Here is a 26,081-nt window from a genome sequence, read left to right as displayed (position 1 = left end):
CAGGTCCGGCGCGCCGCAGGGCTCCGGGAGCCCCTGCTCGACTTGCGGCCGGCCCATGAGGTGCGGGAACCCTCGGGCGGTGCCCGGGGCGGTGCCCGGGGCGGTCCGTGGAGGGAGGGGTCTGGGCCGGGGTGGCGGCGCACGGTACGCCGGGCCGGACCTGCACGACGCCATCGAGCGGCTGAACGAGGCGCCTGTCCGCACCACGGCCGCGGTCGCTCGCGCGCACCTCGGTCAGCATCCCGCTCACCCGGCTGCGGCAGCCCGGCCGCGGGCGCCGGCTGCGCCGACCAGGCCCCGTCCCACCCGCACGGCCCGACGGCTCCTGGGCCGCACGCCCACCGCCATCACGGCTCCCTGAGCCCGCAGGGCCCGCGGTCCGGGCACGGCCGAGGAACGCGGGCCGTCGGCCGTCCGAGACGCGAAACGGCCCGGCGCGCGGCACCGAGGCGCGCGCCGGGCCGGTCCACGTCTCAGTAAGACAGCGGCTGAGGCTCCCCGCCCCGCTCCGCCGGAACCGTCACCGCCGGCTTGGGCAGCACCACGTACAGCAGGCCGGAGACCACGATCGTGGCCACCCAGCCGAGCCCGTACTCGCCGATGACATTGTTGCCGGCCAGCGGGCCGGTGAACCAGTCCGACGTGGTGAACATCAGGCCCGTCGCCAGACCCAGGGCCCACGCGGTCACCGCGGCGGGGGAGAAGCCGCCCCGGTACCAGTACGCGCTGGTGCGCCCCGTGTCGGAGAGGGCGGCGCCGTCGTACTCCCGCCGGCGCAGCATGTCCGCGCCGAAGACGCCGACCCAGGCCGAGAAGGCGACCGCCAGCAGCGACAGGAACGCGGTGAAGGAGCCCAGGAAGCTGGTCGCCGCCAGCATCAGCACGCTGCCGAAGACGAGGGAGATCACCGCGTTCACCGACACCGCCCAGTGGCGCGGCACCTTGAAGCCGAGGGTCTGCGCGGTGAAGCCCGCCGAGTACATCGACATGGCGTTGATCAGCAGCATGCCGATCAGCGCGATCAGCAGGTACGGCACCGCGATCCAGGTCGGCAGGATCTCCCCGAGGAAGGAGACCGGGTCGGCCGTCGAGGCCAGGTCCGGCGTGGAGACCGCCATGACCGCGCCCATCAGCACCATCGGGAGTACGACGATCCCGGCACCGCCGACCGTCACGCCCACGATCCCCTTCGCGGACGCGGTACGCGGCAGGTAGCGCGTGAAGTCCGGGGCGGACGGGATCCAGCTGACGCCGCCCGCCGCGATCAGACCGATCCCCGTGATCATCGCGGCCACCGACCCGGCGGGCCGGCCGAAGACCGCCGACCAGTCGGTCTCCGCGACCAGATAGCCGAGCACCAGCACCGAGAAGGCGCCGAAGAGGTAGGCCGCGTACTTGTTGCACTTCTGCACGGCGTTGATGCCGAGCCCCGAGATCGCGAACGTGGCGATCACGAAGGCCAGCAGCGTCACCATGTCCAGCAGGGCGTTGGCCCGCACGCCGAACAGGATGTCCAGCACCGTGAGCAGCGCGTACGCGCCGGTCACCGCGTTGATCGTCTCCCAGCCCCAGCGGGCCACCCAGATCAGCGAACCGGGCAGCAGATTGCCCCGCTGCCCGAACACCGCCCGGGACAGCGCCATCCCGGGCGCCCCGCCGCGCTTGCCGGCGATGCCGATCAGCCCGACCAGTCCGTACGAGACGACGGGCGCGCACACCGCGACGACCACCGCCTGCCAGAAGCCGAGCCGGTACGCCACGACCAGGCTCGCGCCCATCGTGAGCAGCAGCACGCTGATGTTGGCGCCGACCCAGGTCGGGAAGAGCCCGCGGACGCGGGCCGTGCGTTCGTGATCGGGCACCTGCTCGATGCCGCGGGTCTCCAGGCCGTGGGCGCCGTCGGTCGCGGCGGCGGTTTCGCTCATGTGGGGGTCCGTGCCTCAAGGGCCCGTGCCTCGTGGGGGAGGGACGGGCGGCGGTCGGGTGATCTACGCGCGTCGCTGCGGGCCCCGCCATCGTACTTTGCTCCCATCGCGTCCCACCAGTGACCTTTGTCCCTTGGAGGAAGTGCCAAGACGGGTGTGCCGCGGGGCCCTGACCGACAGGGGCCATGACTGATACTGGAGCCGTTATGGACATCGTCATCCTTGCTGTAGTCATCGCCGTGGTCGTGATCGGCGCGATCGGCGGGCTGGTCGTCGGCAGCCGCCGTAAGAAGCCGCTGCCGAAGCCGCCGCCCGCCGCGCCCGACATCACCGCCCCTCCGGCCGAGCCGCACGTCGGCGAAGAGGCCGAGACACCGCGCGACGAAACGCGCCGGACGATAGAGGAGGTCGACCTCCCGAGCGGCAGCGGCGCCACCCTCGCCGAGCCGCCCGTCGTCGAAGAGCTCGAAGTACCTCAGCTGGAGGTCCCCGAGCCCACCGCCGGCCGACTGGTCCGGCTCCGTTCCCGCCTCTCCCGTTCGCAGAGCGCGCTCGGCAAGGGCCTGCTCACGCTGCTCTCCCGCGAGCACCTCGACGAGGACACCTGGGAGGAGATCGAGGACACGCTGCTCACCGCCGACGTCGGCGTGCAGCCCACCCAGGAGCTGGTCGAGCGGCTGCGCGAGCGCGTCCGCGTCCTCGGCACCCGCACCCCGGAGGAGCTGCGGGGGCTGCTGCGCGAGGAGCTGATCACCCTGGTCGGCCCCGAGATGGACCGCGCCGTCAGGACCGAGCCTCCCTCCGGCAAGCCCGGCATCGTGATGGTCGTCGGCGTCAACGGCACCGGCAAGACCACCACCACCGGCAAGCTCGCCCGCGTCCTGGTCGCCGACGGCCGCAGCGTCGTGCTGGGCGCCGCCGACACCTTCCGGGCAGCCGCCGCCGACCAGCTCCAGACCTGGGGCGAGCGGGTCGGCGCCCACACCGTGCGCGGCCCCGAGGGCGGCGACCCGGCCTCCGTCGCCTTCGACGCCGTCAAGGAGGGCAAGGAGATCGGCTCCGACGTCGTCCTCATCGACACCGCGGGGCGGCTGCACACCAAGACCGGCCTCATGGACGAGCTGGGCAAGGTCAAGCGCGTGGTGGAGAAGCACGCCCCGCTCGACGAGGTGCTGCTCGTGCTCGACGCCACCACCGGCCAGAACGGCCTCATCCAGGCCCGGGTCTTCGCCGAGGTCGTCGACATCACCGGCATCGTGCTCACCAAGCTGGACGGCACGGCCAAGGGCGGCATCGTGGTCGCCGTCCAGCGCGAGCTGGGCGTACCGGTCAAGCTGATCGGCCTGGGCGAGGGCGCGGACGACCTGGCGCCGTTCGAGCCGGAGGCGTTCGTGGACGCGCTGATCGGTGACTGAATCGATTCCTCCGCCCGCACCGGAAGCGCCCGCCCTCTCGGGGGACGGGCGCTTCCGGGCGTCAGGGGCCAGTACGCCCGGTACGCCCCCGGGCGACCGCCGCCGCTACCCCCGGGACCGGTGCGCCACGTACGCCAGGGTCCCCAGCAGCAGCCGCGCCTCCGGGGGCCGGGTCGCCGAGTCCAGGGCCGGTGGGCGCAGCCACCGCACCGGGCCCCGGCCGCCGCGGTCGGAGGGCGGGGCGGTGATGTGCGCGCCCCGGCCGAGGCCGCGCAGATCGAGGGCGGAGGGCGCGTCCCAGCCCATCCGGTAGAGCAGCCGGGGCAGCTCGGCGGCGCCGCCGGGGGCGACGAAGAAGTGGGCGCGGCCCTGCGGGGTCGCCGTGACCGGGCCGACCGGCAGCCCCATGCGCTCCAGCCGGGCCAGCGCCCGGCAGCCCGCGGGCTCGGCCACCTCGATCACGTCGAACGTCCGGCCGACCGGCAGCATCACCGAGGCGCCCGGGAACCGCGCCCACGCCTCGCTCACCTCGTCCAGCGTCGATCCGGCGGGCACCTCGGGCGCGAAGTCCAGCGGGTGCGCGCCCGGCGCCGGGCAGTCGGCGCGGCCGCAGGAGCAGGCGCCCGCGGCGGCCCGTGCCCCCGGCACCGCGTCCCACCCCCACAGGCCGGTGAACTCGGCCACGGCCGTGCACTCCGACGGGCGGCCGCGGCGCCGCGCGGCGGTCCGGAGGTCGCGAATCCCCCGACTGCTGCCGATCGTGAAGCCCATGCCCCCTCCAACGGGTTCGGCGCACCGGTGGTTACGAAGTGGGTGCGCGCGGTGACTCTGTGTTCCCACCTCCCCAGTGCCGAGCGTTTCAGACGGCGCCTGGAAGCATCCCGGGTGGTGCGCCTGGCGGCGCACGCCCCTGCCGTGCTCCGTTGCACCCACTCCCGAGTGGCTGATGTCAAGTGAATCGCGAGGCCCGCGCCGCGAGTTCATTCGAAGGGGTGGCGAATGGTGGCGTTTGTGGAATCGCCATGGCCGTATGCGTGATCGTGAAATTACTTTGTGTTCATGGCACCTGGGGGCCCATGCGCACGTGGGTATGCCGGAGGCAACTCGGCTTTCCGTTCGAAGAGTGACAACTCTGGGACGGACGGTCCGAACACCGGCATCCTGATAGGGCTTGGCGCACTCGGCGACAGGTGGTCTTGAGGGATGGGGGCGTTCCAGTGAGCGGCAACGGTGGCGGCGGAACGAGCGCTGGGGACGCTGAACACCCCGGGCACGCCGACAAGCGTCCCAACGAGTTGCTCACCTCGTGGTTCGTGCGCAGCGGCTGGTCGAAGGGCGAGCTGGCCCGCCAGGTCAACCGCCAGGCACGCCGGCTGGGCGCCAAACACATCTCCACCGACACCTCCCGCGTACGCCGCTGGCTGGACGGCGAGAACCCCCGCGAGCCGATCCCGAAAATCCTCTCGGAGCTGTTCTCCGAGCGCTTCGGCGTCGTCGTCTCCGTCGAGGACCTGGGCCTGCGCACCGGCCGCCCGACACCCTCCGCGACCGGCGTCGACCTGCCCTGGACGGGCCCGCAGACCGTGGCCCTGCTCAGCGAGTTCTCGCGCAGCGACCTGATGCTGGCGCGGCGCGGCTTCCTCGGGACCTCGCTGGCCCTCTCCGCGGGCCCGTCCCTCATCGAACCCATGCAGCGCTGGCTCGTGCCCACGCCCCCGCCCACCGCGCCGGACCCCGAGCCGGTGCCCGCCGGGCGCGCCCGGGGCCGGCTGTCCAAGCCCGAGCTGGACCTGCTGGAGACCACCACCGTGATGTTCCGGCGGTGGGACGCCCAGTGCGGCGGCGGTCTGCGCCGCAAGGCGGTCGTCGGCCAGCTGCACGAGGTGACCGACCTCCTCCAGGAACCCCAGCCGGAGGCCACCCGCCTCAAGCTGTTCAAGGTCGCCGCCGAGCTGGCCGAGCTGGCCGGCTGGATGTCGTACGACGTCGGGCTCCAGCCCACCGCGCAGAAGTACTTCGTGCTCGCGCTGCACGCCGCCAAGGAGGCGGGGGACCGGCCGCTCGGCTCGTACATCCTGTCCAGCATGAGCCGCCAGATGATCCACCTCGGCCGGCCCGACGACGCCCTGGAGCTGATCCACCTCGCCCAGTACGGCAGCCGGGACTGCGCGAGTCCGCGCACCCAGTCCATGCTGTATGCGATGGAGGCCCGCGCCTACGCCAACATGGGGCAGCCCGGACGCACCCAGCGGGCCGTGCGGATGGCCGAGGACATCTTCGCGGACGCCGACGAGTGGGACGAGCCGGACCCCGACTGGATCCGCTTCTTCTCCGCGGCCGAACTGCACGGCGAGAACAGCCACTCCTTCCGCGACCTCGCCTACGTCGCCGGCCGCAGCCCCGCCTACGCCTCACTGGCCGAGCCCCTGATGAAACAGGCCGTCGGCCTCTTCGCCGAGGACGAGGAGCACCAGCGGTCCTACGCGCTCAACCTGATCGGCCTGGCCACCGTGCACCTGTTGCGCCGCGAGCCCGAGCAGGGCGCCGCCCTCGCCACCGACGCCATCGGGATCGCCAAGAAGGTCCGCTCCGAACGCGTCAACACCCGTATCCGCAAGACCGTCGACACGGCCGTACGCGACTTCGGCGAGCTGGCCGACGTCGTCGACCTCACCGAGCTGCTCGCCAAGGAACTCCCGGAGACCGCCGAGGCGGTCTGAACCCCCGAGAATTCCCACGAACCCCGGCCGCGGCCGGCCCTCCCGAACTGCCCGACTCGGCTCCCCCCACGCCAGGTCACCGGAGGGCCCGCCGCGGCCGGCCTGTGCAGGTTGCGCCACGATAACGATCGCCCGTACCGAGATCAGGCAGTTCATCGACGCGTAACACGCACGGTGTCTTCGTCACGGCGGTGAAACAACGAGGGGCGCCCAACGAAACCGCGCTGCGCCAGTCTCATGGCGCATAACCGGCCCACCCCTCACTCCGCCCAGGCTTCCGCCCGCACGGGGCCGTACCAACGACGAGGAGACGCCGATGGCACCAGCCATCACCCTTGCCGCAGAGGCGCCGACGCTCTCTGCCGCCAACACAGGGTTCATGCTCATCTGTTCCGCCCTGGTGATGCTCATGACCCCCGGCCTGGCCTTCTTCTACGGGGGCATGGTCCGGGTCAAGAGCACGCTGAACATGCTGATGATGAGCTTCATCAGCCTTGGCATCGTCACCGTCCTGTGGGTGCTGTACGGGTTCTCCATGGCGTTCGGCACGGACTCCGGCTCGGTCATCGGCTGGAACTCCGACTGGGTGGGCTTGAGCAACATCGGCCTGACGGAACTGTGGGACGGCTACACCATCCCGGTCTTCGTCTTCCTGGTCTTCCAGCTGATGTTCGCCGTCCTCACCCCCGCCCTGATCAGCGGCGCCCTCGCGGACCGCGTGAAGTTCACGGCGTGGGCGCTGTTCATCGCCCTGTGGGCCACGATCGTGTACTTCCCGGTCGCCCACTGGGTCTGGGGCGCGGGCGGCTGGGCCTTCGAACTGGGCGTGATCGACTTCGCCGGCGGTACGGCCGTGCACATCAACGCCGGTGCCGCGGCGCTCGGCGTCATCCTCGTCATCGGCAAGCGGGTCGGCTTCAAGAAGGACCCGATGCGCCCGCACAACCTGCCGCTGGTCATGCTCGGCGCCGGTCTGCTGTGGTTCGGCTGGTTCGGCTTCAACGCCGGCTCCTGGCTCGGCAACGACGACGGCGTCGGCGCGCTGATGTTCGTCAACACCCAGGTCGCCACCGGCGCCGCCGTCCTCGGCTGGCTCGCCTACGAGAAGATCCGGCACGGCGCCTTCACCACCCTCGGTGCCGCCTCCGGCGCGGTCTCCGGCCTGGTCGCCATCACCCCGGCGGGCGGCGCGGTCTCCCCGCTCGGCGCGATCGCGGTCGGCGTCATCGCCGGTGTCCTGTGCGCCATGGCCGTCGGCCTCAAGTACAAGTTCGGCTACGACGACTCCCTCGACGTCGTCGGCGTCCACATGGTCGGCGGCATCCTCGGCTCCCTGCTCATCGGCTTCTTCGCCACCGGCAAGGGCCAGTCCGACGTCGCGGGCCTCTTCTACGGCGGCGGCCTCGACCAGTTCTGGAAGCAGTGCGCCGGTGTCTTCGGCGTCCTCGCCTACTCCCTGGTCGTCTCCGCGGTCCTCGCCTTCCTGCTGGACAAGACGATCGGCATGCGGGTATCCGAGGACGTCGAGGTGGCCGGCATCGACCAGGCCGAGCACGCCGAGACCGCATACGACTTCAGCGGCGCCGGCGGCGGGGCCGCCCGCACCAGTGCCCTGCCCACGACCGTCGTCGGCGCCGAGAGCAAGAAGGTGGACGCATGAAGCTCATCACCGCCGTCGTCAAGCCGCACCGGCTCGACGAGATCAAGGAAGCCCTCCAGGCCTTCGGAGTACAGGGCCTGACCGTCACCGAGGCCAGCGGCTACGGCCGTCAGCGCGGCCACACCGAGGTCTACCGGGGCGCCGAGTACACCGTCGACCTGGTCCCCAAGATCCGCATCGAGGTGCTGGTCGAGGACGACGACGCCGAACAGCTCATCGAAGTCGTCGTCAAGGCCGCCCGCACCGGCAAGATCGGTGACGGCAAGGTCTGGGCGGTCCCCGTCGAGACGGCCGTCCGGGTCCGCACCGGCGAGCGCGGCCCGGACGCCCTCTGACACGACAGACGAACAGGAGTCGCTGGGTGACGAGCACGGACGTGGCGAACGAAACAGAGGACTCGGGACCCAGCGGCTACGCGGCGGCCCGGCTGCGCCTCCTCACCGAGGGGGCGCGGTCCGGGCCGCCGCGCCGTTCCGCCCTCTCCGCGCTGACCGACGACTGGCTCACCGGCCTCTTCGACCCGGCGGCCGAGGGACTGCGGGGCGTGTCGCTGGTCGCGGTCGGCGGATACGGGCGCGGTGAACTCTCCCCGCGCAGCGACCTCGACCTGCTCCTGCTGCACGACGGCCACGACGACAAGGCGGTCGCCGCCCTCGCAGACCGCCTCTGGTACCCGGTCTGGGACCTCGGTCTCGCCCTCGACCACTCGGTCCGCACACCGGCCGAGGCACGGAAGACGGCCGGCGACGACCTCAAGGTCCACCTCGGCCTCCTCGACGCCCGCCACCTCGCCGGCGACCTCGGCCTGACCGCCGCGCTCCGTACGACGATCCTCGCGGACTGGCGCAACCAGGCCCCCAAGCGCCTGCCCGAACTCCAGGAACTCTGCGCCGAGCGCGCCGAACGCCAGGGCGAGCTGCAGTACCTGCTGGAACCCGACCTGAAGGAGGCGCGCGGCGGACTGCGCGATGCCACCGCCCTGCGCGCCGTCGCCGCCTCCTGGCTCGCCGACGCCCCGCGCGAGGGCCTCGCCGACGCCCGCCGCCGCCTCCTCGACGTCCGCGACGCCCTGCACCTGACGACGGGCCGGGCCACCGACCGGCTGGCCTTGCAGGAGCAGGACCAGGTCGCCGCCGAACTCGGCCTCCTCGACGCCGACACCCTGCTCCGCCAGGTCTACGAGGCCGCGCGCCTCGTCTCGTACGCCAGTGACGTCACCTGGCGCGAGGTGGGCCGGGTGCTGCGGGCCCGGTCGGTGAGACCCCGGCTGCGCGCCATGCTGGGGGGCGGCAAACCCGCGCCCGAGCGCTCCCCGCTCGCCGAGGGCGTCGTCGAACAGGACGGCGAGGTGGTGCTCGCCCGCGCCGCACGCCCCGAACGCGACCCCGTCCTCCCGCTGCGCGCCGCGGCCGCCGCCGCGCAGTCCGGTCTCCCGCTCTCCCTGCACGCCGTACGCCGCCTCGCCGCCACCGTGCGCCCCCTGCCCACGCCCTGGCCCGCCGAGGCCCGCGAGCAGCTCGTCACCCTGCTCGGCTCCGGCCGCCCCACCGTCGAGGTCTGGGAAGCCCTGGAGGCCGAGGGCCTGATCACCCGGCTGCTGCCCGACTGGGAACGGGTGCGCTGCCGCCCCCAGCGCAACGCCGTGCACGTGTGGACCGTCGACCGGCACCTCATCGAGACGGCGGTGCGCGCCTCCTCGTTCACCCGCCGCGTCCACCGCCCCGACCTGCTGCTGGTCGCCGCCCTGCTGCACGACATCGGCAAGGGCTGGCCCGGCGACCACTCGGTGGCCGGCGAGATCATCGCCAAGGACGTGGCCGTACGCGTCGGCTTCGACCACGCCGACGCCGCCGTCCTGGCCACCCTCGTACGCCACCACCTGCTGCTCATCGAGACCGCCACCCGGCGCGACCTCGACGACCCCGCCACCGTACGGGCGGTCGCGGAGGCGGTCGGCACCCAGAGCACGCTGGAACTGCTGCACGCCCTCACCGAGGCGGACGCCCTCGCCACCGGGCCCGCCGCCTGGTCCGCCTGGCGCGGCTCCCTCGTCGCCGACCTGGTCAAACGGGTCTCCGCGGTGCTCTCCGGAGACCCCCTGGAGGACCCGGAGGCCGCCGCGCCCACCGCCGAGCAGGAGCGGCTCGCCCTGGAGGCGTTCCGCACCGGCGGCCCGGTGCTGGCGCTGCGCGCGCAGACGGAGGCACCGGCCGAGGTGCCGGACGCGGCGTCGGGCTCGGTGTCGGGCTCGGTGTCGGGCGGGCAGGAGCCGCTCGGCGTGGAACTGCTGATCGCCGTCCCCGACCAGGCGGGCGTGCTCCCCGCCGTCGCCGGCGTCCTCGCCGTGCACCGGCTGACCGTCCGCACCGCCGAACTGCGCTCCCTGTCGCTGCCGGACGGCGTCGACGGCTCCGTCCTGCTCCTCGACTGGCGGGTCGCCGCCGAGTACGGCTCGCTGCCGCAGGCCGCCCGGCTCCGCGCCGACCTGGTCCGCGCGCTGGACGGCTCCCTGGACATCGCCGCCCGCCTCGCCGAACGGGACGCGGCCTATCCGCGCCGCCGGGGCGTGGTCGCGCCGCCGCCGCGGGTGACGGTCGCCCCGGCGGCCTCCCGCTCCGCGACGGTGATCGAGGTCCGGGCCCAGGACGCGCCGGGGCTGCTCTTCCGCATCGGGCGGGGCCTGGAGGAGGCGGGGGTGCGGGTGCGCAGCGCGCACGCCGGCACGCTGGGGTCCAACGCCGTCGACGCGTTCTACGTGACCGCCGCCGAGGGCGGGCCGCTGCCGGGGGAGGAGGCGGTGTCGGTCGCACGCGGGCTGGAGGAGCTGCTGCGGGGGTGACCGCGCGCTCCCCGTCCGCTCTCCGCAGCGGGCAGGGACGATTTGCTCGCCGGGCCGGATACCCTGGAGAGCGACCCACACCACCGCCGACGCGAGGACCTACGCCGCCGTGTTCGATACTCTCTCCGACCGCCTCTCAGCCACTTTCAAGAGCCTGCGCGGCAAGGGACGGCTGTCCGAGGCGGACATCGACGCCACGGCCCGCGAGATCCGCATCGCGCTGCTGGAAGCGGACGTGGCCCTGCCGGTCGTCCGGGCCTTCATCAAGAAGGTCAAGGAGAGGTCGCTCGGCGCCGAGGTCTCCAAGGCCCTCAACCCGGCCCAGCAGGTCCTCAAGATCGTCAACGAGGAACTGGTCACGATCCTCGGCGGCGAGACCCGCCGGCTGCGGTTCGCCAAGCAGCCGCCCACCGTGATCATGCTGGCCGGTCTCCAGGGCGCCGGTAAGACCACCCTCGCGGGCAAGCTCGGCCGCTGGCTCAAGGAGCAGGGCCACTCGCCGCTGCTGGTCGCCTGTGACCTCCAGCGCCCCAACGCCGTCAACCAGCTCAGCGTCGTCGCCGAGCGGGCCGGCGTCGCGGTCTACGCCCCCGAGCCGGGCAACGGCGTCGGTGACCCGGTCAAGGTCGCCAAGGACTCCATCGAGTTCGCCAAGTCCAAGGTCCACGACCTGGTCATCGTCGACACCGCCGGCCGCCTCGGCATCGACGCCGAGCTGATGCGGCAGGCCGCCGACATCCGCGACGCGGTCTCGCCCGACGAGATCCTCTTCGTCGTCGACGCGATGATCGGCCAGGACGCCGTCAACACCGCCGAGGCGTTCCGCGACGGCGTCGGCTTCGACGGCGTCGTCCTCTCCAAGCTCGACGGCGACGCGCGCGGCGGTGCCGCCCTGTCGATCGCCTCGGTGACCGGCAAGCCGATCATGTTCGCCTCCAACGGCGAGAAGCTGGAGGACTTCGACGCCTTCCACCCGGACCGGATGGCCTCCCGCATCCTCGACATGGGTGACCTGCTCACCCTGATCGAGCAGGCGGAGAAGACGTTCAGCCAGGAAGAGGCCGAGAAGATGGCCTCCAAGCTGGCGTCCAAGAAGGGCCAGGACTTCACCCTGGACGACTTCCTGGCCCAGATGGAGCAGGTCAGGAAGATGGGCTCCATCTCCAAGCTGCTCGGCATGCTGCCCGGCATGGGGCAGATCAAGGACCAGATCAACAACCTGGACGAGCGGGACGTCGACCGCACGGCCGCCATCATCAAGTCGATGACCCCGGCCGAGCGCCAGGAGCCGACGATCATCAACGGCTCGCGCCGGGCCCGTATCGCCAAGGGCTCCGGGGTCGACGTCAGCGCGGTGAAGAACCTGGTCGAGCGGTTCTTCGAGGCCCGCAAGATGATGTCCCGCATGGCCCAGGGCGGCGGCATGCCGGGCATGCCGGGGATGCCGGGCATGGGCGGCGGTCCGGGCCGGCAGAAGAAGCAGCAGAAGAAGGCCAAGGGCAAGCAGCGCTCCGGCAACCCGATGAAGCGCAAGCAGCAGGAGCAGGAGGAGGCGGCCCGCCGCGCCGCCGCCGCGCAGAACGGCGGCGCCCTCGGCCTGCCGCAGCAGGGCGGCCAGGACTTCGAGCTGCCGGACGAGTTCAAGAAGTTCATGGGCTGACCCGCCGGGTCGGTACGTCGCCGGTTTCCGGCCGTATGTCACTGGGGGCGCCCCTCGCGCAAGGGGCGCCCCCAGTGACGTACCCGCGCGGGCGTACGCGCCCTTCCTGTCGTAACGTCCGGATATGACCCATCCCTCCCCGCCGCGCAAGGCCCCCGAGCCGCCCTGGCGTACCGAGGGCACGCCTCCCGAGCCGCCGAAGCCCCCCGGCGGCGGACGGCGGCTGCGGGGCGGCTGGTGGAACCTGGTCCTCGCCGCGCTGGTCGTCTATCTCGTCGCCAACCTGGTGCTGTCCTTCTTCGACGGGGGCGACGAGCCGACCATCTCGTACACGGAGTTCAGCGAGCAGGTCGACCAGGGCAACGTCAGCAAGATCTACGCCAAGGGCGACGCGATCCAGGGCCAGCTGAAGAAGGCCCGGGACAACCCCGAGGGCGAGGGGACGTACACCAAGTTCCAGACCGAGCGGCCGACCTTCGCGGACGATCAGCTCTGGTCGGACCTGACCAAGAACAACGTCACGGTGACCGCCGAACCGGTCGTCCAGCACCGCGGCACCCTCGCCAACCTGCTGATCTCGCTGGCGCCGATGCTGCTCCTGGTCGTGCTGTGGGTGTTCATCGCACGGCGCATGCGGGGCGCCCTGGGCGGCGGCGCGGGCGGCATGCTCGGCCGCAAGGCGCCGCCGAAACCGGTCGAGCTGGAACCGGGACAGGAGCGCACCACGTTCGCGGACGTGGCCGGCATCGACGAGGTCGAGGGCGAGCTGAGCGATGTCGTCGACTTCCTGAAGAACCCCGACGCCTATCGGAGAATGGGCGCCAAGATGCCTCGGGGCGTACTGCTGTCCGGCCCGCCCGGTACCGGCAAGACGCTGCTGGCGCGGGCGGTCGCGGGGGAGGCGGGGGTGCCGTTCTTCTCGGCGTCGGCCTCCGAGTTCATCGAGATGATCGTCGGAGTGGGCGCCTCCCGGGTGCGGGAGCTGTTCGCGGAGGCCCGCAAGGTGGCGCCGTCGATCATCTTCATCGACGAGATCGACACCATCGGCCGGGCCCGGGCCGGCGGCTCCGGCATGGGCGGCCACGACGAGCGCGAACAGACCCTGAACCAGATCCTCACCGAGATGGACGGCTTCTCCGGCGCCGAGGGCGTGATCGTCGTCGCCGCCACCAACCGCGCCGACATCCTCGACCCCGCCCTGACCCGCCCCGGCCGCTTCGACCGGGTCGTCACCGTCTCCCCGCCCGACCGCGGCGGCCGCGAGGCCATCCTGCGCATCCACACCCGCGAGATCCCGCTCGCCGACGACGTGGACCTCGCGCGGGTCGCCCGCACCACCCCGGGCATGACCGGCGCCGAACTGGCCAACCTCGCCAACGAGGCCGCCCTGCTCGCCGTCAAGCGGCAGCAGAACCGGGTGACGCGCGCCGACCTCTCCGACGCCCTGGAGAAGGTCCAGCTCGGCGCGGAACGCCCCCTGGTGATGCCCGAGGAGGAGCGGCGGCGCACCGCGTACCACGAGAGCGGGCACGCCCTGCTGGGCATGCTCCAGCCCGGCGCCGACCCGGTCCGCAAGATCACCATCGTGCCGCGCGGCCGGGCGCTCGGGGTGACGCTGTCGACGCCGGACTCGGACAAGTACGCGTACACCGAGGAGTACCTGCGCGGCCGGATCATCGGCGCGCTCGGCGGCATGGCGGCCGAGCACGTCGTCTACGGCGTCATCACCACCGGCTCCGAGAACGACCTGGAACAGGTCACCCGCATCGCCCGCGGCATGGTGGGCCGCTGGGGCATGAGCGAGAAGGTCGGCAGGCTGTCCGCCCTGCCGGACGACGCCCAGCAGGCGTACGGACTGGCCGCCGCCCCGGAGACGCTGGACGTCATCGACGGCGAGATGCGGCGGGTCGTCGACGACTGCTACCAGGAGGCGTGCCGCAAGCTGCGCGAGCACCGCGGACAGCTCGACGCGCTGGCCGAGGCGCTGCTCGCGAGCGAGACGCTGGACGAGTCGGACGCCTACCGCATCGCCGGGATCGGCCGGCCGGCCAAGGACACCCCGCAGAGCTGAGACCAGGGCCCGGTGCTCAGGGCTTGCGCGCGATCAGGTACCGGAAGACGTTCGGCATCCACACCGTGCCGTCCGGCCGCCGGTGCGGATGGAGCGCCTCCGTCACCTCCTTGTCCACCTGAGCCTGGTCGGTGGCGCCGATCGCCGCGTCGAACAGGCCCGTGGACAGCAGGCCGCGCAGCGCGCTGTCCGCGTCGGCGTACCCGAAGGGGCAGGCCACCCGGCCCGAGCCGTCCGGTTTCAGCCCGGCCCGCTGGGCGACCTCCTCCAGGTCGTCACGGAGGGCGGGGCGCCAGCTGCCCGGGCTGCGCAGCGGGTCCGCGAGCTTGGTGGCCACCCGCAGCACCGACGAGGTGGCACACCGCTCCGGCGGCCCCCAGCCGGCCAGCACCACGGCCGCCCCGCGCTCGGCCAGCGGGGTCGCCTCCGCGAGCAGCTCGACCGTGCCCTCCGCGTCACCCGCGAGGCACCCGATGGGTTCGAACGCCGTCACCAGTCCGAACGCCGGTACGCGCGCGTGCCGCACCTCCTGCGGCGAGCCCTCGACGATCCGGGCGCCGCCGGGTGCCCGCGCGTCACCGGCCGCCGGCGCGTCCCACGCCCGCGGCCGCAGCCGCTCGCGCGCCAGGGCCAGGTGCTCGGCCCGGCCGGCGTCCACCCCGGTGACCGCGGCGCCCCGGGCGGCCGCCATCAGCAGGGCCAGTCCGGAACCGCAGCCCAGGCCGAGCAGGCGGGTGCCGGGTCCCACGGCCAGTCGTTCGTAGACCGCCTCGTAGAGCGGTACGAGCATCCGCTCCTGGATCTCGGACCAGTCACGCGCGCGTGCACGCAGGTCCACGCGGGGTTTCGCACCCGCGTGAGGCCGGTTCTGCCGCACGAGCGTAGGTGTCATAGGTAAGCGCCCCAATCGCCGAGTGTCGCCGCTGTGCCCGATCGCTCCGAATACGTGGCCCCCGTGAGATGCGCCCGCGCTCCCCCCGTATGCCAGGAAACTCCGGGCTCGCCGTGGCGTCCAGTGGTAGAGGGCCCCGCTTCGGCCCGAACCCCCGGAAAGGGGCGAGATTTCACATTCCGGTAACCGGTGGCTCCGCTTCACGCCCACGAGGCGATTCCGGTCAAGGTCCACGGGCGGCGACCGGCGGACCGTGACCGTAGGGCGTCTGGCCGCCCGGACGGGGGCGGTGCCGAACGCCCGTGACGCACCAGGTAACTTGGCCGTCATCGCCCGGGCATACTGAGGGAAGGCCTTCCGGCGCGAGGGCGGCCGAAAGGTCTCTTGCGCCCGCGCACACCTCACGCACACCGGCGCATGGACCCGGACTACACGCCGGCGCGTACGGTGGACTACGCACCACCTTGGTACGAGCTGTGCGGCTTCTCCGCAGATCAGCGCACCCGTCGTCGTCGTGACGCATCAACGGATACTGACGGGTACGAGCAAAATATTTGGGATGCCCCGGAATAGGAACACAGGGGCACCCCGGGTCGTTGTCATTACGTGAGCACGACACCACCTGTTCTCGCCGCAGAGCTGGCGCAGGCGTGGGCCGATATTCAGCGGCACCACCCCGAGCTGCCCGATCTTGCCGCGCCCGAGTCCCTGATCGGAGAGTCGTCGTCCGCCTGCGGGCACGAGCTCTCCTTCGAACGACTGCTCCATGAGGCAGTCCACGGCATCGCCGCCGCGCGCGGCGTCCGCGACACATCCCGCGCCGGCCGCTACCACAACCGCAGATTCCTCGCGATCGCCGAGGAGCTGGGCCTGGACCATCCCGAGGAGCCGCACCCCAGCAGCGGCTTCTCGCTGGTCACGCTCACTCCCGACGCCAAGCGCCGCTACCGTCCGACGATCGAGCGCCTCCAGCGCGCCCTGAAGGCGCACACGGCGGCGACCGCGACCGACTCCGCCCGCACCTTCCGCGGCCCGGCCGCCCGGCACGGCTCCTCCGGGGGCGGCGTACGGGTGAAGGCGGTCTGTGACTGCGGGCGCAACGTACGGGTCGTCCCGTCCGTCCTCGCCCAGGCCCCGATCGTCTGCGGCGGCTGCGGCAAGCCGTTCCGCATCCCGGAGGTGGTGGGCGCGGCGGCCGGGTGAAGGGCGGCCGTCCCGGTGCCACACCCTCGGCCGGAAGCGGGCCGCCGGGTGTGGCACAATGGCTAGCTGTACTCGACAGCCGCACAGGACCCCTCTCTCCTCCGGCTGACGCGTCCGTCGGGCACTCGGGTACCGCAACCCCACGCGGCATCTCCGCCGTGCCCAACCACGTCAATTCCAGGAGAACCCACTCCCGTGGCAGTCAAGATCAAGCTGAAGCGTCTGGGCAAGATCCGTTCGCCTCACTACCGCATCGTCGTCGCCGACTCCCGCACCCGCCGTGACGGCCGTGCGATCGAGGAGATCGGCAAGTACCACCCGACGTACAACCCGTCGGTGATGGAGGTCGACGCCGAGCGCGTGGCCTACTGGCTCGGTGTCGGCGCCCAGCCGACCGAGCCCGTGCTCGCCATCCTGAAGAAGACCGGCGACTGGCAGAAGTTCAAGGGCGAGCCCGCCCCGGCTCCGCTGCTCGTGGCCGCCGAGAAGCCGGCCCGTCCGTCCTTCGACGCCTTCGGCGGCGAGGACGACGGCAAGGGTGAGGCCATCACCCAGAAGAAGAAGGCCGACAAGAAGGACGAGGCTGCCGCCGAGTCCGCGTCGTCCGAGGCCTGAGCATGCTCGAGGAGGCTCTCGAGCACCTCGTGAAGGGCATCGTCGACAACCCTGACGATGTGCAGGTCGCCTCGCGCACCCTGCGCCGCGGGCGCGTGCTCGAGGTCCGGGTCCACCCGGACGACCTCGGCAAGGTGATCGGCCGCAACGGCCGCACCGCACGCGCCCTGCGCACCGTCGTGGGCGCCATCGGCGGCCGCGGCATCCGCGTCGACCTCGTCGACGTGGACCACGTCCGCTGACGCTTCGCAACGCAGCACCGGCTCGGGCCGGGGAAGGCCGCTCAAGGGCCGTCCCCGGCCCGTAGTCGTATCCGACATCAGGAGATCAAGCACCGTGCAGCTGGTAGTCGCTCGCATCGGCCGCGCCCATGGCATCAAGGGCGAGGTCACCGTGGAGGTCCGCACCGACGAACCGGAGCTGCGGCTCGCGCCCGGCGCCGTCCTGGCCACCGACCCCGCCGCCACCGGGCCGCTCACCATCGCCACCGGCCGCGTCCACAGCGGCCGGCTCCTGCTGCGCTTCGAGGGCGTCACCGACCGCACCGGCGCCGAGGCCCTGCGCAACACCCTCCTCATCGCCGAGGTCGACCCGGACGAGCTGCCCGAGGAGGAGGACGAGTACTACGACCACCAGCTGATGGACCTCGACGTGGTCCTCGCCGACGGCACCGAGGTCGGCCGGATCACCGAGATCTCCCACCTGCCCACCCAGGACCTCTTCGTGGTGGAGCGGCCCGACGGCAGCGAGGTGTACGTGCCGTTCGTCTCCGAGATCGTCACCGAGATCGACCTGGAGGAGCAGCGGGCCGTCATCGACCCGCCGCCGGGGCTGATCGACGACCGGGCCGAGATCGCCTCCTCCCGTGACCAGGACGCCGACGCATGAGGCTCGACGTCGTCACGATCTTCCCCGAGTACCTGGAACCGCTGAACGTCTCCCTGGTCGGCAAGGCACGCGCGCGTGGACAGCTGGACGTCCACGTCCACGACCTGCGCTCCTGGACCTACGACCGGCACAACACCGTCGACGACACCCCCTACGGCGGCGGCCCCGGCATGGTGATGAAGACCGAGCCGTGGGGCGACGCGCTGGACACGGTGCTCGCCGACGGCTACGAGACGGGCTCCCACGCGCCCGCCCTCATCGTGCCCACGCCCAGCGGCCGGCCCTTCACCCAGGAACTCGCCGTCCACCTCTCCGAGCGCCCCTGGCTGGTCTTCACCCCCGCCCGCTACGAGGGCATCGACCGCCGCGTCATCGACGAGTACGCGACCCGGATGGACGTCTACGAGGTGTCCATCGGCGACTACGTGCTGGCCGGCGGCGAAGCGGCCGTCCTGGTCGTCACCGAGGCCGTGGCCCGGCTGCTGCCCGGCGTCCTCGGCAACGCCGAGTCCCACCGCGACGACTCCTTCGCGCCCGGCGCCATGGCCAACCTCCTGGAGGGCCCCGTCCTCACCAAGCCGCCGGTGTGGCGCGGGCGCGGCATCCCCGATGTGCTGCTCAGCGGCCACCACGGGAAGATCGCCCGCTGGCGCCGCGACGAGGCACTCAAGCGCACGACCACCCACCGGCCCGACCTGATCGAGCGCTGCGACCCCAAGGCCTTCGACAAGAAGGACCGGGAGATGCTCTCCATCCTGGGCTGGCAGCCGGACCCGGCGGGGGAGCCGTACGGCCGATTTTGGCGCAGGACGTCCGACGTGGAAGAATAGGTCGCTGTTGTGCGCCCGTCCGGCGTGCGCCCCTGCCACAGGGGGAGACGACGCCCGCCCGGCTCGCACGACGCTCATTCATCGAAACACCTAGTTTCCGTTGATGACCTGTGGCATCAGCGAGGAAAGCAGACGAAATGTCTCACCTGCTCGACACCGTCGACGCCGCGTCGCTGCGCAGCGACATCCCCGCCTTCCGTCCGGGCGACACGGTCAACGTGCACGTCCGCGTCATCGAGGGCAACCGCTCGCGTGTGCAGCAGTTCAAGGGCGTCGTGATCCGCCGCCAGGGCTCCGGCGTGCGCGAGACCTTCACGGTCCGCAAGGTCTCCTTCTCCGTCGGCGTCGAGCGCACCTTCCCGGTGCACACCCCGATCGTCGAGAAGATCGAGCTCGTGACCCGCGGTGACGTCCGTCGCGCCAAGCTGTACTACCTCCGTGAGCTGCGCGGCAAGGCCGCGAAGATCAAGGAGAAGCGCGAGAGCTGAGCGCACTTCGAGGTCCACATCGGAGCCGGATAGCATCTGGCTCCGATGGACAGCGAAACACAGCCGACGGAGCGCGACCGCTCCTCCCACCCCTCCGACTCCGGGACACCCCCGGATCCGAAGGCCCGGGAGGGACGGTCGCGTTTCGCGTTCCCGGGCAGCCGGTCGCGTTCCGTGAACCCGGGTGGACGGCCGGGTCCTGCGGCACGGGGTGGACGGCCGGGCGCTGGGGACCGGGGCGGACGGTCGCCTTCCGTGGACTCGGGCGGGGTCGCCGCGTGGGTGCCGGGCGGGTGGATCACCCTGACCCTGCTGGCCTGCCTGGTGTTCCTGCTGCTGCTCTCCGCCTTCGTGCTCCAGCCGTTCCGGATTCCGAGCGGTTCCATGGAGCGCGGATTGAGGATCGGCGACCGCGTTCTCGTAAACAAGTTGGCGTACCGTTTCGGTGCCGGGCCGCAGCGGGGCGACATCGTGGTGTTCGACGGCACCGGGACCTTCGGTGCCGGTGACTACATCAAACGGGTCGTCGGCGTGGGAGGGGACCACGTGGTCTGCTGCGACGAGGAGGGGAGGGTCCAGGTGAACGGCCGGTCGGTCGACGAGTCGGCCTTCCTGTATCCCGGGGACAGCCCCTCCACGGTCCGCTTCGACGTCGTGGTGCCCGACGGCACCCTCTTCGTCCTCGGCGACCACCGCGCCCGCTCCAGCGACTCCCGCGACCACCTGGGCTCGCCCGGCGGCGGCATGGTCCCGGTGGACGACGTGACCGGCCGCGCCGACTGGATCGTCTGGCCCTTCGGGCACACCACCGGCCTCGGCCGTCCCGACGCCTACGCGCGCGTGCCCGCCGCGGGGGACTCGGATGGGTAGCCGCGGCAAACCCCGGGGGACGCCCAGCAGCCCCGCGGAGAACCTGTTGCCGACCGGCTCACGGCGTACGTCCGGCCCGTCGGGCCCGTCCGGCGGCGGTCGCAGTCGCGCCGAGCGGCGCAAGCTCCAGCGCAAGGTCAAGCGGCGCCGCCGGCGCGGCGCCGTCAAGGAGATACCGCTCCTCGTCGGGGTCGCCGTCGTGATAGCGCTGGTCCTGAAGACGTTCCTGGTGCAGGCCTTCGTGATCCCGTCGGGCTCGATGGAGCAGACGATCCAGATCGGTGACCGCGTCCTGGTCGACAAGCTCACGCCCTGGTTCGGTTCCGAGCCGCAGCGCGGGGACGTCGTCGTCTTCCGGGACCCCGGCGGCTGGCTCCAGGACGAGCAGACCACCACGAAGGACGACCCCGTCGTCGTCAAGCAGGTCAAGGAGGCCCTGGTCTTCATCGGCCTGCTGCCGTCCGACGACGAGAAGGACCTGATCAAACGGGTCGTCGGGGTCGGCGGCGACCGGGTCAAGTGCTGCGACACCCAGGGCCGCATCACCGTCAACGGCGTCCCACTCGACGAGGACGACTACCTCTATCCCGGCAACGCCCCCTCCGACACCCGGTTCGACGTGACCGTCCCCGAGGGGCGGCTGTGGGTGATGGGCGACCACCGCGCCAATTCCGCCGACTCCCGCTACCACCAGGACACCGACTCCGGGACGGTCTCCGAGGACGAGGTGGTCGGCCGCGCCATGGTGATCGCCTGGCCGTTCGGGCACTGGAGCACCCTGGAGGAGCCGGAGACCTTCGCCTCGGTGGCCGACGCGGCCTCCGGAACGACCGCCGCTCCCGCGCTGTCGCATAGTGTGGCCCCCGAGAATTCGAACGAGATGATCCAGCTCCCGACCCCTGCGGAACTCCCGCTCGTTATGGGAGTGGTGGGCCTGCGCCGTGCAAGGGGCAGGCGGCGGCACGGAGTAAGGAGTTGGCGTGGGGGATGTGGCGGTGGGCGCACGGTCCGGACACGGTGGCGAGGAGGACCGCGGGCGCCCCGTGGATGCGGCCCCCCCGGCGACGGACGCGGCCCCGGCCCCCGGGAGTGGTGCCGGGACGGACGGGAACGGCGGCGCGGTGACGGACGGCCGGGTGGGCTCGAGCAGCCCTAGCGGTGTGAACGGTCCTGGCGGGCTGAACGGTCCCGGCGGTGGTGTGAACGGTCCTGGTGGGCCGAGCGGACCTGGTGGCGCGGACGGTCCGGGCGGCGGTCTGAGCGGGCCTGGTGGTCCGGACGGTTCCGGCGGTGGTGTGAACGGTCCCGGTGGCCCGAACGGGACCGGCGGCCGGCGGCAGGGCGACGCACCGCCCCCGTCCGCCAAACCGGCCAAGAAGCAGCGCTCCTTCTGGAAGGAACTGCCCATCCTGATCGGCATCGCGCTGGTGCTCGCGCTGCTGATCAAGACCTTCCTGGTGCAGGCCTTCTCGATCCCCTCGGCGTCGATGCAGAACACCCTCACCATCGGTGACCGCGTCCTGGTCGACAAGCTCACGCCCTGGTTCGGCTCCGAACCCGAGCGCGGCGAGGTCGTCGTCTTCCACGACCCGGCCGACTGGCTGGCGGGCGAGCCGACGGCCGACCCCAACGCCCTGCAGACGTTCCTCAGCTGGATCGGCCTGATGCCGTCCGCGGAGGAGAAGGACCTCATCAAGCGCGTCGTCGGCGTCGGCGGCGACACCGTCGAGTGCAAGGGCACCGGCCCGCTCAAGGTCAACGGCACGGCCCTGGACGAGACGTCGTACGTCTACGCGGGCAACACGCCGTGCAGCGTCGACGACCAGGGCGGCCAGTTCAAGGTCAAGGTGCCCGAGGGCTACCTGTGGGTCATGGGCGACCACCGGCAGAACTCGCGGGACTCCCGGTACAACCAGTCCGACAAGAACAGCGGCATGGTCCCGGTGGACGAGGTCATCGGCCGCGCCATCGTCGTCGCCTGGCCGGTCAACCACTGGAGCACCCTTCCGGTGCCGGACACCTTCGACCAGAGCGCGCTGAACGACGCGTCGTCGGCCGCCGGCGCCCTGACGGTGGCGCCCCAGGGCCTGGCCCTGGCCGGAGCCGTGCCGTTCGTCCTGTGGCGGCGTCGGCGGGCCGGCGCCGCCGAGACGCGCTGAAGAGTCCCCGTGCCGGGGATCCGCGGGGCTGACCGCCCCGGGTCCGCCGGGTAGGGTGCGGATCCATGGGTGGCGAGAGCACGACAGACACGGCCCCGCGCGGGAGCGGTGCGACCACGGGCCCGGCCGGCAGCCGGACCGGGCAGCGACTGTCCGGTCTCGTCGTCGCGCTGGGGCTGGTGCTGTTCCTCGGCGGGTTCGTCTGGGGAGCGGTGGTCTACCAGCCGTACACCGTGCCCACCGACTCGATGACACCGACCGTCGGCGCCGGTGACCGGATACTGGCCGAGCGCGTCGACGGCACCGACGTGCGCCGCGGTGACGTGGTCGTCTTCAGGGACGCCACCTGGGCCGACAGCCCCATGGTCAAGCGCGTGGTCGCGGTCGGCGGTGACACCGTCTCCTGCTGCCAGGACGGCAAGCTCAAGGTCAACGGCAAGGAGATGGACGAGCCGTACCTGCCCTCCGGGACGGCTGCCGAGAGCAGTCACTTCGCCGGCGTCACCGTCCCCGAGGGACGCCTGTTCCTGCTCGGCGACGAGCGCCGTACCTCGCTGGACTCCACCGCCCACCTGACCGACGCGGCGGGCGGCACCGTGGCGCGCTCCGCCGTGGACGCCCGGGTCGAGGCCGTCGTCTGGCCGCTGGACGGCATGCTGCCCCGCCCGTCCGGTTTCGCGGAACTCGGCGCCCTGTCCCCGCCCGGCCCGCTGCGCCTCGTCCTCGGGGCGGTGGCCGCCGGGGTCGTGCTGATCCTCGCCGGGGCCGCCTACGGGCCCGTGGCCCAGCGGGCGGCCCGCTCCCGCGCCCGGACGGGATCCGACGGTGTCCGCTGAGGCGGAGCGTGTCGGCTCAGCGGCGGAACCGGGGCTGCCGGCGCCCGCCGCGGACACGTACACCGGCGGCCTGCGCAAGGTGGCCCGGGTCGTGCTCCTGGACCCCGAGGACCGTGTCCTGCTGCTCCACGGCCACGAGCCGGACGATCCGGCCGACGACTGGTGGTTCACCCCGGGCGGCGGTGTGGAGGGCGACGAGACCCGCGAGGAGGCAGCCCGCAGGGAACTCGCCGAGGAGACCGGCATCACCGAGATCGACCTCGGGCCGGTGCTGTGGCGGCGCCGCTGCTCCTTCCCGTTCGCCGGCCGCCGCTGGGACCAGGACGAGTGGTACTACCTGGCCCGCACCACCCAGACCGCGACCGCGGCCACCGCGCTGACCGAGCTGGAGCGGCGCAGTGTGGCGGGAGCGCGCTGGTGGACGTGCCGGGAACTGGCACGGGCCCGTGAGACGGTGTACCCGACCAGACTCGCCGAGCTGCTGCGCACGCTGCTCGACGAGGGTCCACCGGCCGGGCCGGTGACCCTTGACACCGAAATCGTCTAGCGGTTCACGGACCTGGCGCACAATGGTGGGATCGCACGGCTGAAGGGGAACATGCCATGAGCGCCGAGGACCTCGAGAAATACGAGACCGAGATGGAGCTGAAGCTCTATCGGGAGTATCGAGACGTCGTCGGTCTGTTCAAATACGTGATCGAGACCGAGCGGCGCTTCTACCTGACCAATGACTACGAGATGCAGGTGCACTCGGTCCAGGGAGAGGTGTTCTTCGAGGTGTCCATGGCGGACGCCTGGGTGTGGGACATGTACCGGCCGGCTCGGTTCGTGAAGCAGGTGCGGGTCCTCACGTTCAAGGACGTGAACATTGAGGAGCTGAACAAGAGCGATCTGGAGCTGCCGGGCGGGTGACGCGTCCGTACCTCACCCGCGGGGGTGACGGAGTTTTCCACAACCGGTGAGTAATTCACCATGATCAACATGAGCGGCCGGTCTGCGTGACGGTTGGCGCCGGAGGTGGTGCCGACATGAACGCACGCAGTGCGATGGGCAGGTACGGCGAGACGCTCGCCGCCCGCAGGCTGGCCGAGGCCGGGATGAAGGTCCTGGAGCGCAACTGGCGCTGCGGCAGGACCGGCGAGATCGACATCGTGGCCCGGGACGGGGACGTCCTGGTCGTCTGCGAGGTGAAGACCCGCAGGGCCGGCTGCTTCGAGCATCCGATGGCCGCGGTGACCCCGGAGAAGTCCGAGCGGCTGCGCGATCTCGCCCAGCGCTGGATCCAGACCCACGGAGGGGCACCGCCCGGCGGCGTCCGCATCGACCTGGTGGGCGTGCTCCTGCCGCGGCGCGGCGCACCCGTCGTCGAGCACGCGCGGGGGGTGGCGTGATGGCCTTCGCCCGTACGTGCTCGGTGGCCCTCGTCGGAGTCGAGGGCGTCGTCGTCGAGGTCCAGGCCGACCTGGAACCCGGCGTCGCGGCGTTCACCCTGGTGGGGCTGCCCGACAAGAGCCTGACGGAGAGCCGGGACCGAGTCAGGGCGGCGGTGGTCAACTCGGGCGTCCAGTGGCCGCAGAAGAAGCTCACGGTGGGACTGAGCCCGGCGTCCGTGCCCAAGAGCGGCAGCGGGTTCGACATCGCCGTCGCGGCGGCCGTCCTCGGCGCCGCCGAGCGGATCGACCCCCGGGTGCTCGCCGACATCGTCATGATCGGAGAGCTGGGCCTCGACGGCCGGGTACGGCCGGTACGGGGCATCCTCCCGGCGGTGCTGGCCGCCGCGGACGCCGGGTACGAACAGGTGGTGGTGCCCGAGAGCGCCGCCGCCGAGGCGTCGCTGGTGCCCGGCGTCTCCGTACTCGGTGTGCGCAGCCTGCGGCAGCTGATCGCCGTCCTCGCCGACGAACCGGTGCCGGACGAGGAACCCGACCAGCAGGGCCGTCCCGACCCACTGCTGTCCGGGCTGCGGGCGCCGGGCGCGGCCGGAATGCTCGGGGCCATGCCGTGCGACCAAGGGCACGACCTCGCCGACGTCGTGGGGCAGCAGGCGGCGCGCACGGCCGTGGAGATCGCCGCGGCCGGCGGACACCACCTGTTCCTGGAGGGCCCGCCCGGCGCCGGCAAGACCATGCTCGCCGAGCGGCTGCCCGCGATCCTGCCCGGGCTCGGCCGCCAGGAGTCGCTGGAGGTGACGGCGGTGCACTCGGTGGCCGGGCTGCTGCCCACGGGCAGGCCCCTGATCGACACCGCGCCCTACTGCGCACCGCACCACTCCGCGACCATGCAGTCGCTCGTCGGCGGCGGTCCCGGCATCGCCCGGCCCGGAGCGGTGTCGCTCTCACACCGAGGTGTGCTCTTTCTGGACGAGGCCCCGGAGTTCAGCGGCCAGGCGCTCGACGCCCTGCGCCAGCCGCTGGAGAGCGGCCACGTCGTCATCGCGCGCAGCGCCGGCGTGGTGCGGTTCCCCGCCAGGTTCCTGATGGTCCTCGCCGCCAATCCCTGTCCGTGCGGGCGCTTCTCGCCGCAGGACCAGCTCTGCGAGTGCCCGTCCCCCGCGATCCGCCGCTACCAGGCCCGGCTGTCCGGGCCGCTGCTGGACCGGGTCGACCTGCGGGTCGAGGTGGAGCGCGTCACCCGTGCCGGGCTGGCCGCGTGCGGCACACCCGGTGAGTCCACCGCCACGGTCGCCGACCGGGTGCGGTCGGCCCGGGAACGGGCCGCGGCCCGCCTCGACGGCACCCCGTGGCGCACCAACAGCGAAGTCCCCGGACGTGAGCTGCGCCGCCGCTGGTACGCCGTGCCGGGCGCGCTGGACGAGGCGGAGCGCGGTCTGGAGCGGGGCGCCCTCACGGCCCGCGGCCTCGACCGGGTGCTGCGCGTCGCCTGGACCGTCGCCGACCTCGCCGGCCACGACCGGCCGGACGCCACGGACGTCGCCCTGGCCCTGCACCTGCGCACCGGCGTGCCGCGCGGCACACCCATGAGGATCGAGGCGATCGGGGCGATGACATGA

Annotated in this window: 24 protein-coding genes; 21 read left to right on the top strand and 3 right to left on the bottom strand. The window is 72.3% G+C overall.

Annotated features, from left to right (window positions below; genetic code table 11):
* Window positions 1-473 precede the first annotated feature (473 nt).
* Complete coding sequence (locus tag J7I94_RS01275; protein ID WP_215164547.1) at window positions 474-1,925, bottom strand: cytosine permease; 1,452 nt, start codon at window positions 1,923-1,925, stop codon at window positions 474-476.
* Window positions 1,926-2,131: 206 nt separating this feature from the next.
* Between J7I94_RS01275 and ftsY the strand changes: the two genes are divergently transcribed.
* Window positions 2,132-3,340 carry a signal recognition particle-docking protein FtsY gene (gene ftsY / locus J7I94_RS01270; protein WP_215164546.1) on the top strand — a complete coding sequence of 403 codons (1,209 nt, stop codon included), beginning with the start codon at window positions 2,132-2,134 and terminating at the stop codon, window positions 3,338-3,340.
* Between the two features lie 105 nt (window positions 3,341-3,445).
* Here the strand turns inward: ftsY and J7I94_RS01265 are convergent, their stop codons facing one another.
* Window positions 3,446-4,111 (bottom strand): bifunctional DNA primase/polymerase, encoded by a 666-nt coding sequence (locus J7I94_RS01265; RefSeq protein ID WP_215164545.1) that lies wholly within the window; start codon window positions 4,109-4,111, stop codon window positions 3,446-3,448.
* Between the two features lie 446 nt (window positions 4,112-4,557).
* Between J7I94_RS01265 and J7I94_RS01260 the strand changes: the two genes are divergently transcribed.
* The 6 genes from J7I94_RS01260 to ftsH all read left to right on the top strand — a co-directional run bounded on the left by J7I94_RS01260 (window position 4,558) and on the right by ftsH (window position 14,290).
* Window positions 4,558-6,060, top strand: a complete 1,503-nt coding sequence (locus J7I94_RS01260) for a hypothetical protein (RefSeq protein WP_215164544.1) — start codon at window positions 4,558-4,560, stop codon at window positions 6,058-6,060.
* Window positions 6,061-6,376: 316 nt separating this feature from the next.
* Window positions 6,377-7,720 carry an ammonium transporter gene (locus J7I94_RS01255; RefSeq protein WP_215164543.1) on the top strand — a complete coding sequence of 448 codons (1,344 nt, stop codon included), beginning with the start codon at window positions 6,377-6,379 and terminating at the stop codon, window positions 7,718-7,720.
* The gene (locus J7I94_RS01250) at window positions 7,717-8,055 is read left to right on the top strand and encodes a P-II family nitrogen regulator (protein WP_215164542.1); all 339 of its coding nucleotides are present in this window, start codon (window positions 7,717-7,719) and stop codon (window positions 8,053-8,055) included. Before J7I94_RS01255 ends, J7I94_RS01250 begins: the two co-directional genes overlap by 4 nt.
* A gap of 26 nt (window positions 8,056-8,081) precedes the next feature.
* Window positions 8,082-10,559 (top strand): [protein-PII] uridylyltransferase, encoded by a 2,478-nt coding sequence (locus J7I94_RS01245; RefSeq protein ID WP_215164541.1) that lies wholly within the window; start codon window positions 8,082-8,084, stop codon window positions 10,557-10,559.
* Window positions 10,560-10,668: 109 nt separating this feature from the next.
* A complete protein-coding gene (ffh, locus tag J7I94_RS01240; RefSeq protein ID WP_215164540.1) occupies window positions 10,669-12,219 on the top strand; it encodes a signal recognition particle protein in 1,551 nt (516 codons plus the stop codon).
* Window positions 12,220-12,343: 124 nt separating this feature from the next.
* Entirely contained in the window at window positions 12,344-14,290 is a 1,947-nt protein-coding gene (gene ftsH / locus J7I94_RS01235; protein WP_215164539.1) for an ATP-dependent zinc metalloprotease FtsH, read from the top strand.
* A gap of 16 nt (window positions 14,291-14,306) precedes the next feature.
* Here ftsH and J7I94_RS01230 read toward each other — a convergent pair whose 3' ends face one another.
* Window positions 14,307-15,182 (bottom strand): SAM-dependent methyltransferase, encoded by an 876-nt coding sequence (locus J7I94_RS01230; RefSeq protein ID WP_215164538.1) that lies wholly within the window; start codon window positions 15,180-15,182, stop codon window positions 14,307-14,309.
* 606 nt (window positions 15,183-15,788) lie between these two features.
* On the opposite strand from J7I94_RS01230, the gene J7I94_RS01225 reads away from it, so the two are divergent.
* The 14 genes from J7I94_RS01225 to J7I94_RS01160 all read left to right on the top strand — a co-directional run bounded on the left by J7I94_RS01225 (window position 15,789) and on the right by J7I94_RS01160 (window position 26,081).
* Entirely contained in the window at window positions 15,789-16,385 is a 597-nt protein-coding gene (locus tag J7I94_RS01225; RefSeq protein WP_215164537.1) for a hypothetical protein, read from the top strand.
* Between the two features lie 195 nt (window positions 16,386-16,580).
* Window positions 16,581-17,000 (top strand): 30S ribosomal protein S16, encoded by a 420-nt coding sequence (gene rpsP / locus J7I94_RS01220; protein WP_215164536.1) that lies wholly within the window; start codon window positions 16,581-16,583, stop codon window positions 16,998-17,000.
* Window positions 17,001-17,002: 2 nt separating this feature from the next.
* A complete protein-coding gene (locus tag J7I94_RS01215) occupies window positions 17,003-17,242 on the top strand; it encodes an RNA-binding protein (protein WP_189419670.1) in 240 nt (79 codons plus the stop codon).
* A 94-nt stretch (window positions 17,243-17,336) separates the two neighbouring features.
* Entirely contained in the window at window positions 17,337-17,888 is a 552-nt protein-coding gene (gene rimM / locus J7I94_RS01210; protein ID WP_215164535.1) for a ribosome maturation factor RimM, read from the top strand.
* Window positions 17,885-18,718, top strand: coding sequence for a tRNA (guanosine(37)-N1)-methyltransferase TrmD (gene trmD, locus J7I94_RS01205; protein WP_215164534.1), 834 nt, complete (start codon window positions 17,885-17,887; stop codon window positions 18,716-18,718). The genes rimM and trmD overlap by 4 nt, the downstream gene beginning before the upstream one ends.
* 137 nt (window positions 18,719-18,855) lie before the next feature.
* On the top strand, window positions 18,856-19,206 hold the full coding sequence (gene rplS, locus J7I94_RS01200) for a 50S ribosomal protein L19 (RefSeq protein WP_070022289.1): 351 nt from the start codon (window positions 18,856-18,858) through the stop codon (window positions 19,204-19,206).
* Between the two features lie 45 nt (window positions 19,207-19,251).
* Window positions 19,252-20,076, top strand: coding sequence for a signal peptidase I (gene lepB / locus J7I94_RS01195; protein WP_215164533.1), 825 nt, complete (start codon window positions 19,252-19,254; stop codon window positions 20,074-20,076).
* A complete protein-coding gene (gene lepB / locus J7I94_RS01190) occupies window positions 20,069-21,232 on the top strand; it encodes a signal peptidase I (RefSeq protein ID WP_215164532.1) in 1,164 nt (387 codons plus the stop codon). The genes lepB (J7I94_RS01195) and lepB (J7I94_RS01190) overlap by 8 nt, the downstream gene beginning before the upstream one ends.
* A gap of 139 nt (window positions 21,233-21,371) precedes the next feature.
* Entirely contained in the window at window positions 21,372-22,235 is an 864-nt protein-coding gene (lepB, locus tag J7I94_RS01185) for a signal peptidase I (RefSeq protein WP_308114472.1), read from the top strand.
* A gap of 65 nt (window positions 22,236-22,300) precedes the next feature.
* Window positions 22,301-23,071: a signal peptidase I gene (gene lepB / locus J7I94_RS01180; RefSeq protein ID WP_215164530.1), complete on the top strand. Its 771-nt coding sequence runs from the start codon at window positions 22,301-22,303 to the stop codon at window positions 23,069-23,071.
* 34 nt (window positions 23,072-23,105) lie between these two features.
* Window positions 23,106-23,618: an NUDIX hydrolase gene (locus tag J7I94_RS01175; RefSeq protein ID WP_215164572.1), complete on the top strand. Its 513-nt coding sequence runs from the start codon at window positions 23,106-23,108 to the stop codon at window positions 23,616-23,618.
* A 56-nt stretch (window positions 23,619-23,674) separates the two neighbouring features.
* Window positions 23,675-23,983 carry a DUF2469 domain-containing protein gene (locus tag J7I94_RS01170; protein ID WP_003965949.1) on the top strand — a complete coding sequence of 103 codons (309 nt, stop codon included), beginning with the start codon at window positions 23,675-23,677 and terminating at the stop codon, window positions 23,981-23,983.
* A 116-nt stretch (window positions 23,984-24,099) separates the two neighbouring features.
* Window positions 24,100-24,462: a YraN family protein gene (locus tag J7I94_RS01165; RefSeq protein ID WP_215164529.1), complete on the top strand. Its 363-nt coding sequence runs from the start codon at window positions 24,100-24,102 to the stop codon at window positions 24,460-24,462.
* A complete protein-coding gene (locus J7I94_RS01160) occupies window positions 24,462-26,081 on the top strand; it encodes a YifB family Mg chelatase-like AAA ATPase (RefSeq protein WP_215164528.1) in 1,620 nt (539 codons plus the stop codon). The genes J7I94_RS01165 and J7I94_RS01160 overlap by 1 nt, the downstream gene beginning before the upstream one ends.

This window comes from Streptomyces sp. ISL-12, from assembly GCF_018614415.1.
GTDB lineage: Bacteria > Actinomycetota > Actinomycetes > Streptomycetales > Streptomycetaceae > Streptomyces.
This window is presented reverse-complemented; position numbering and strand designations above follow the sequence as displayed.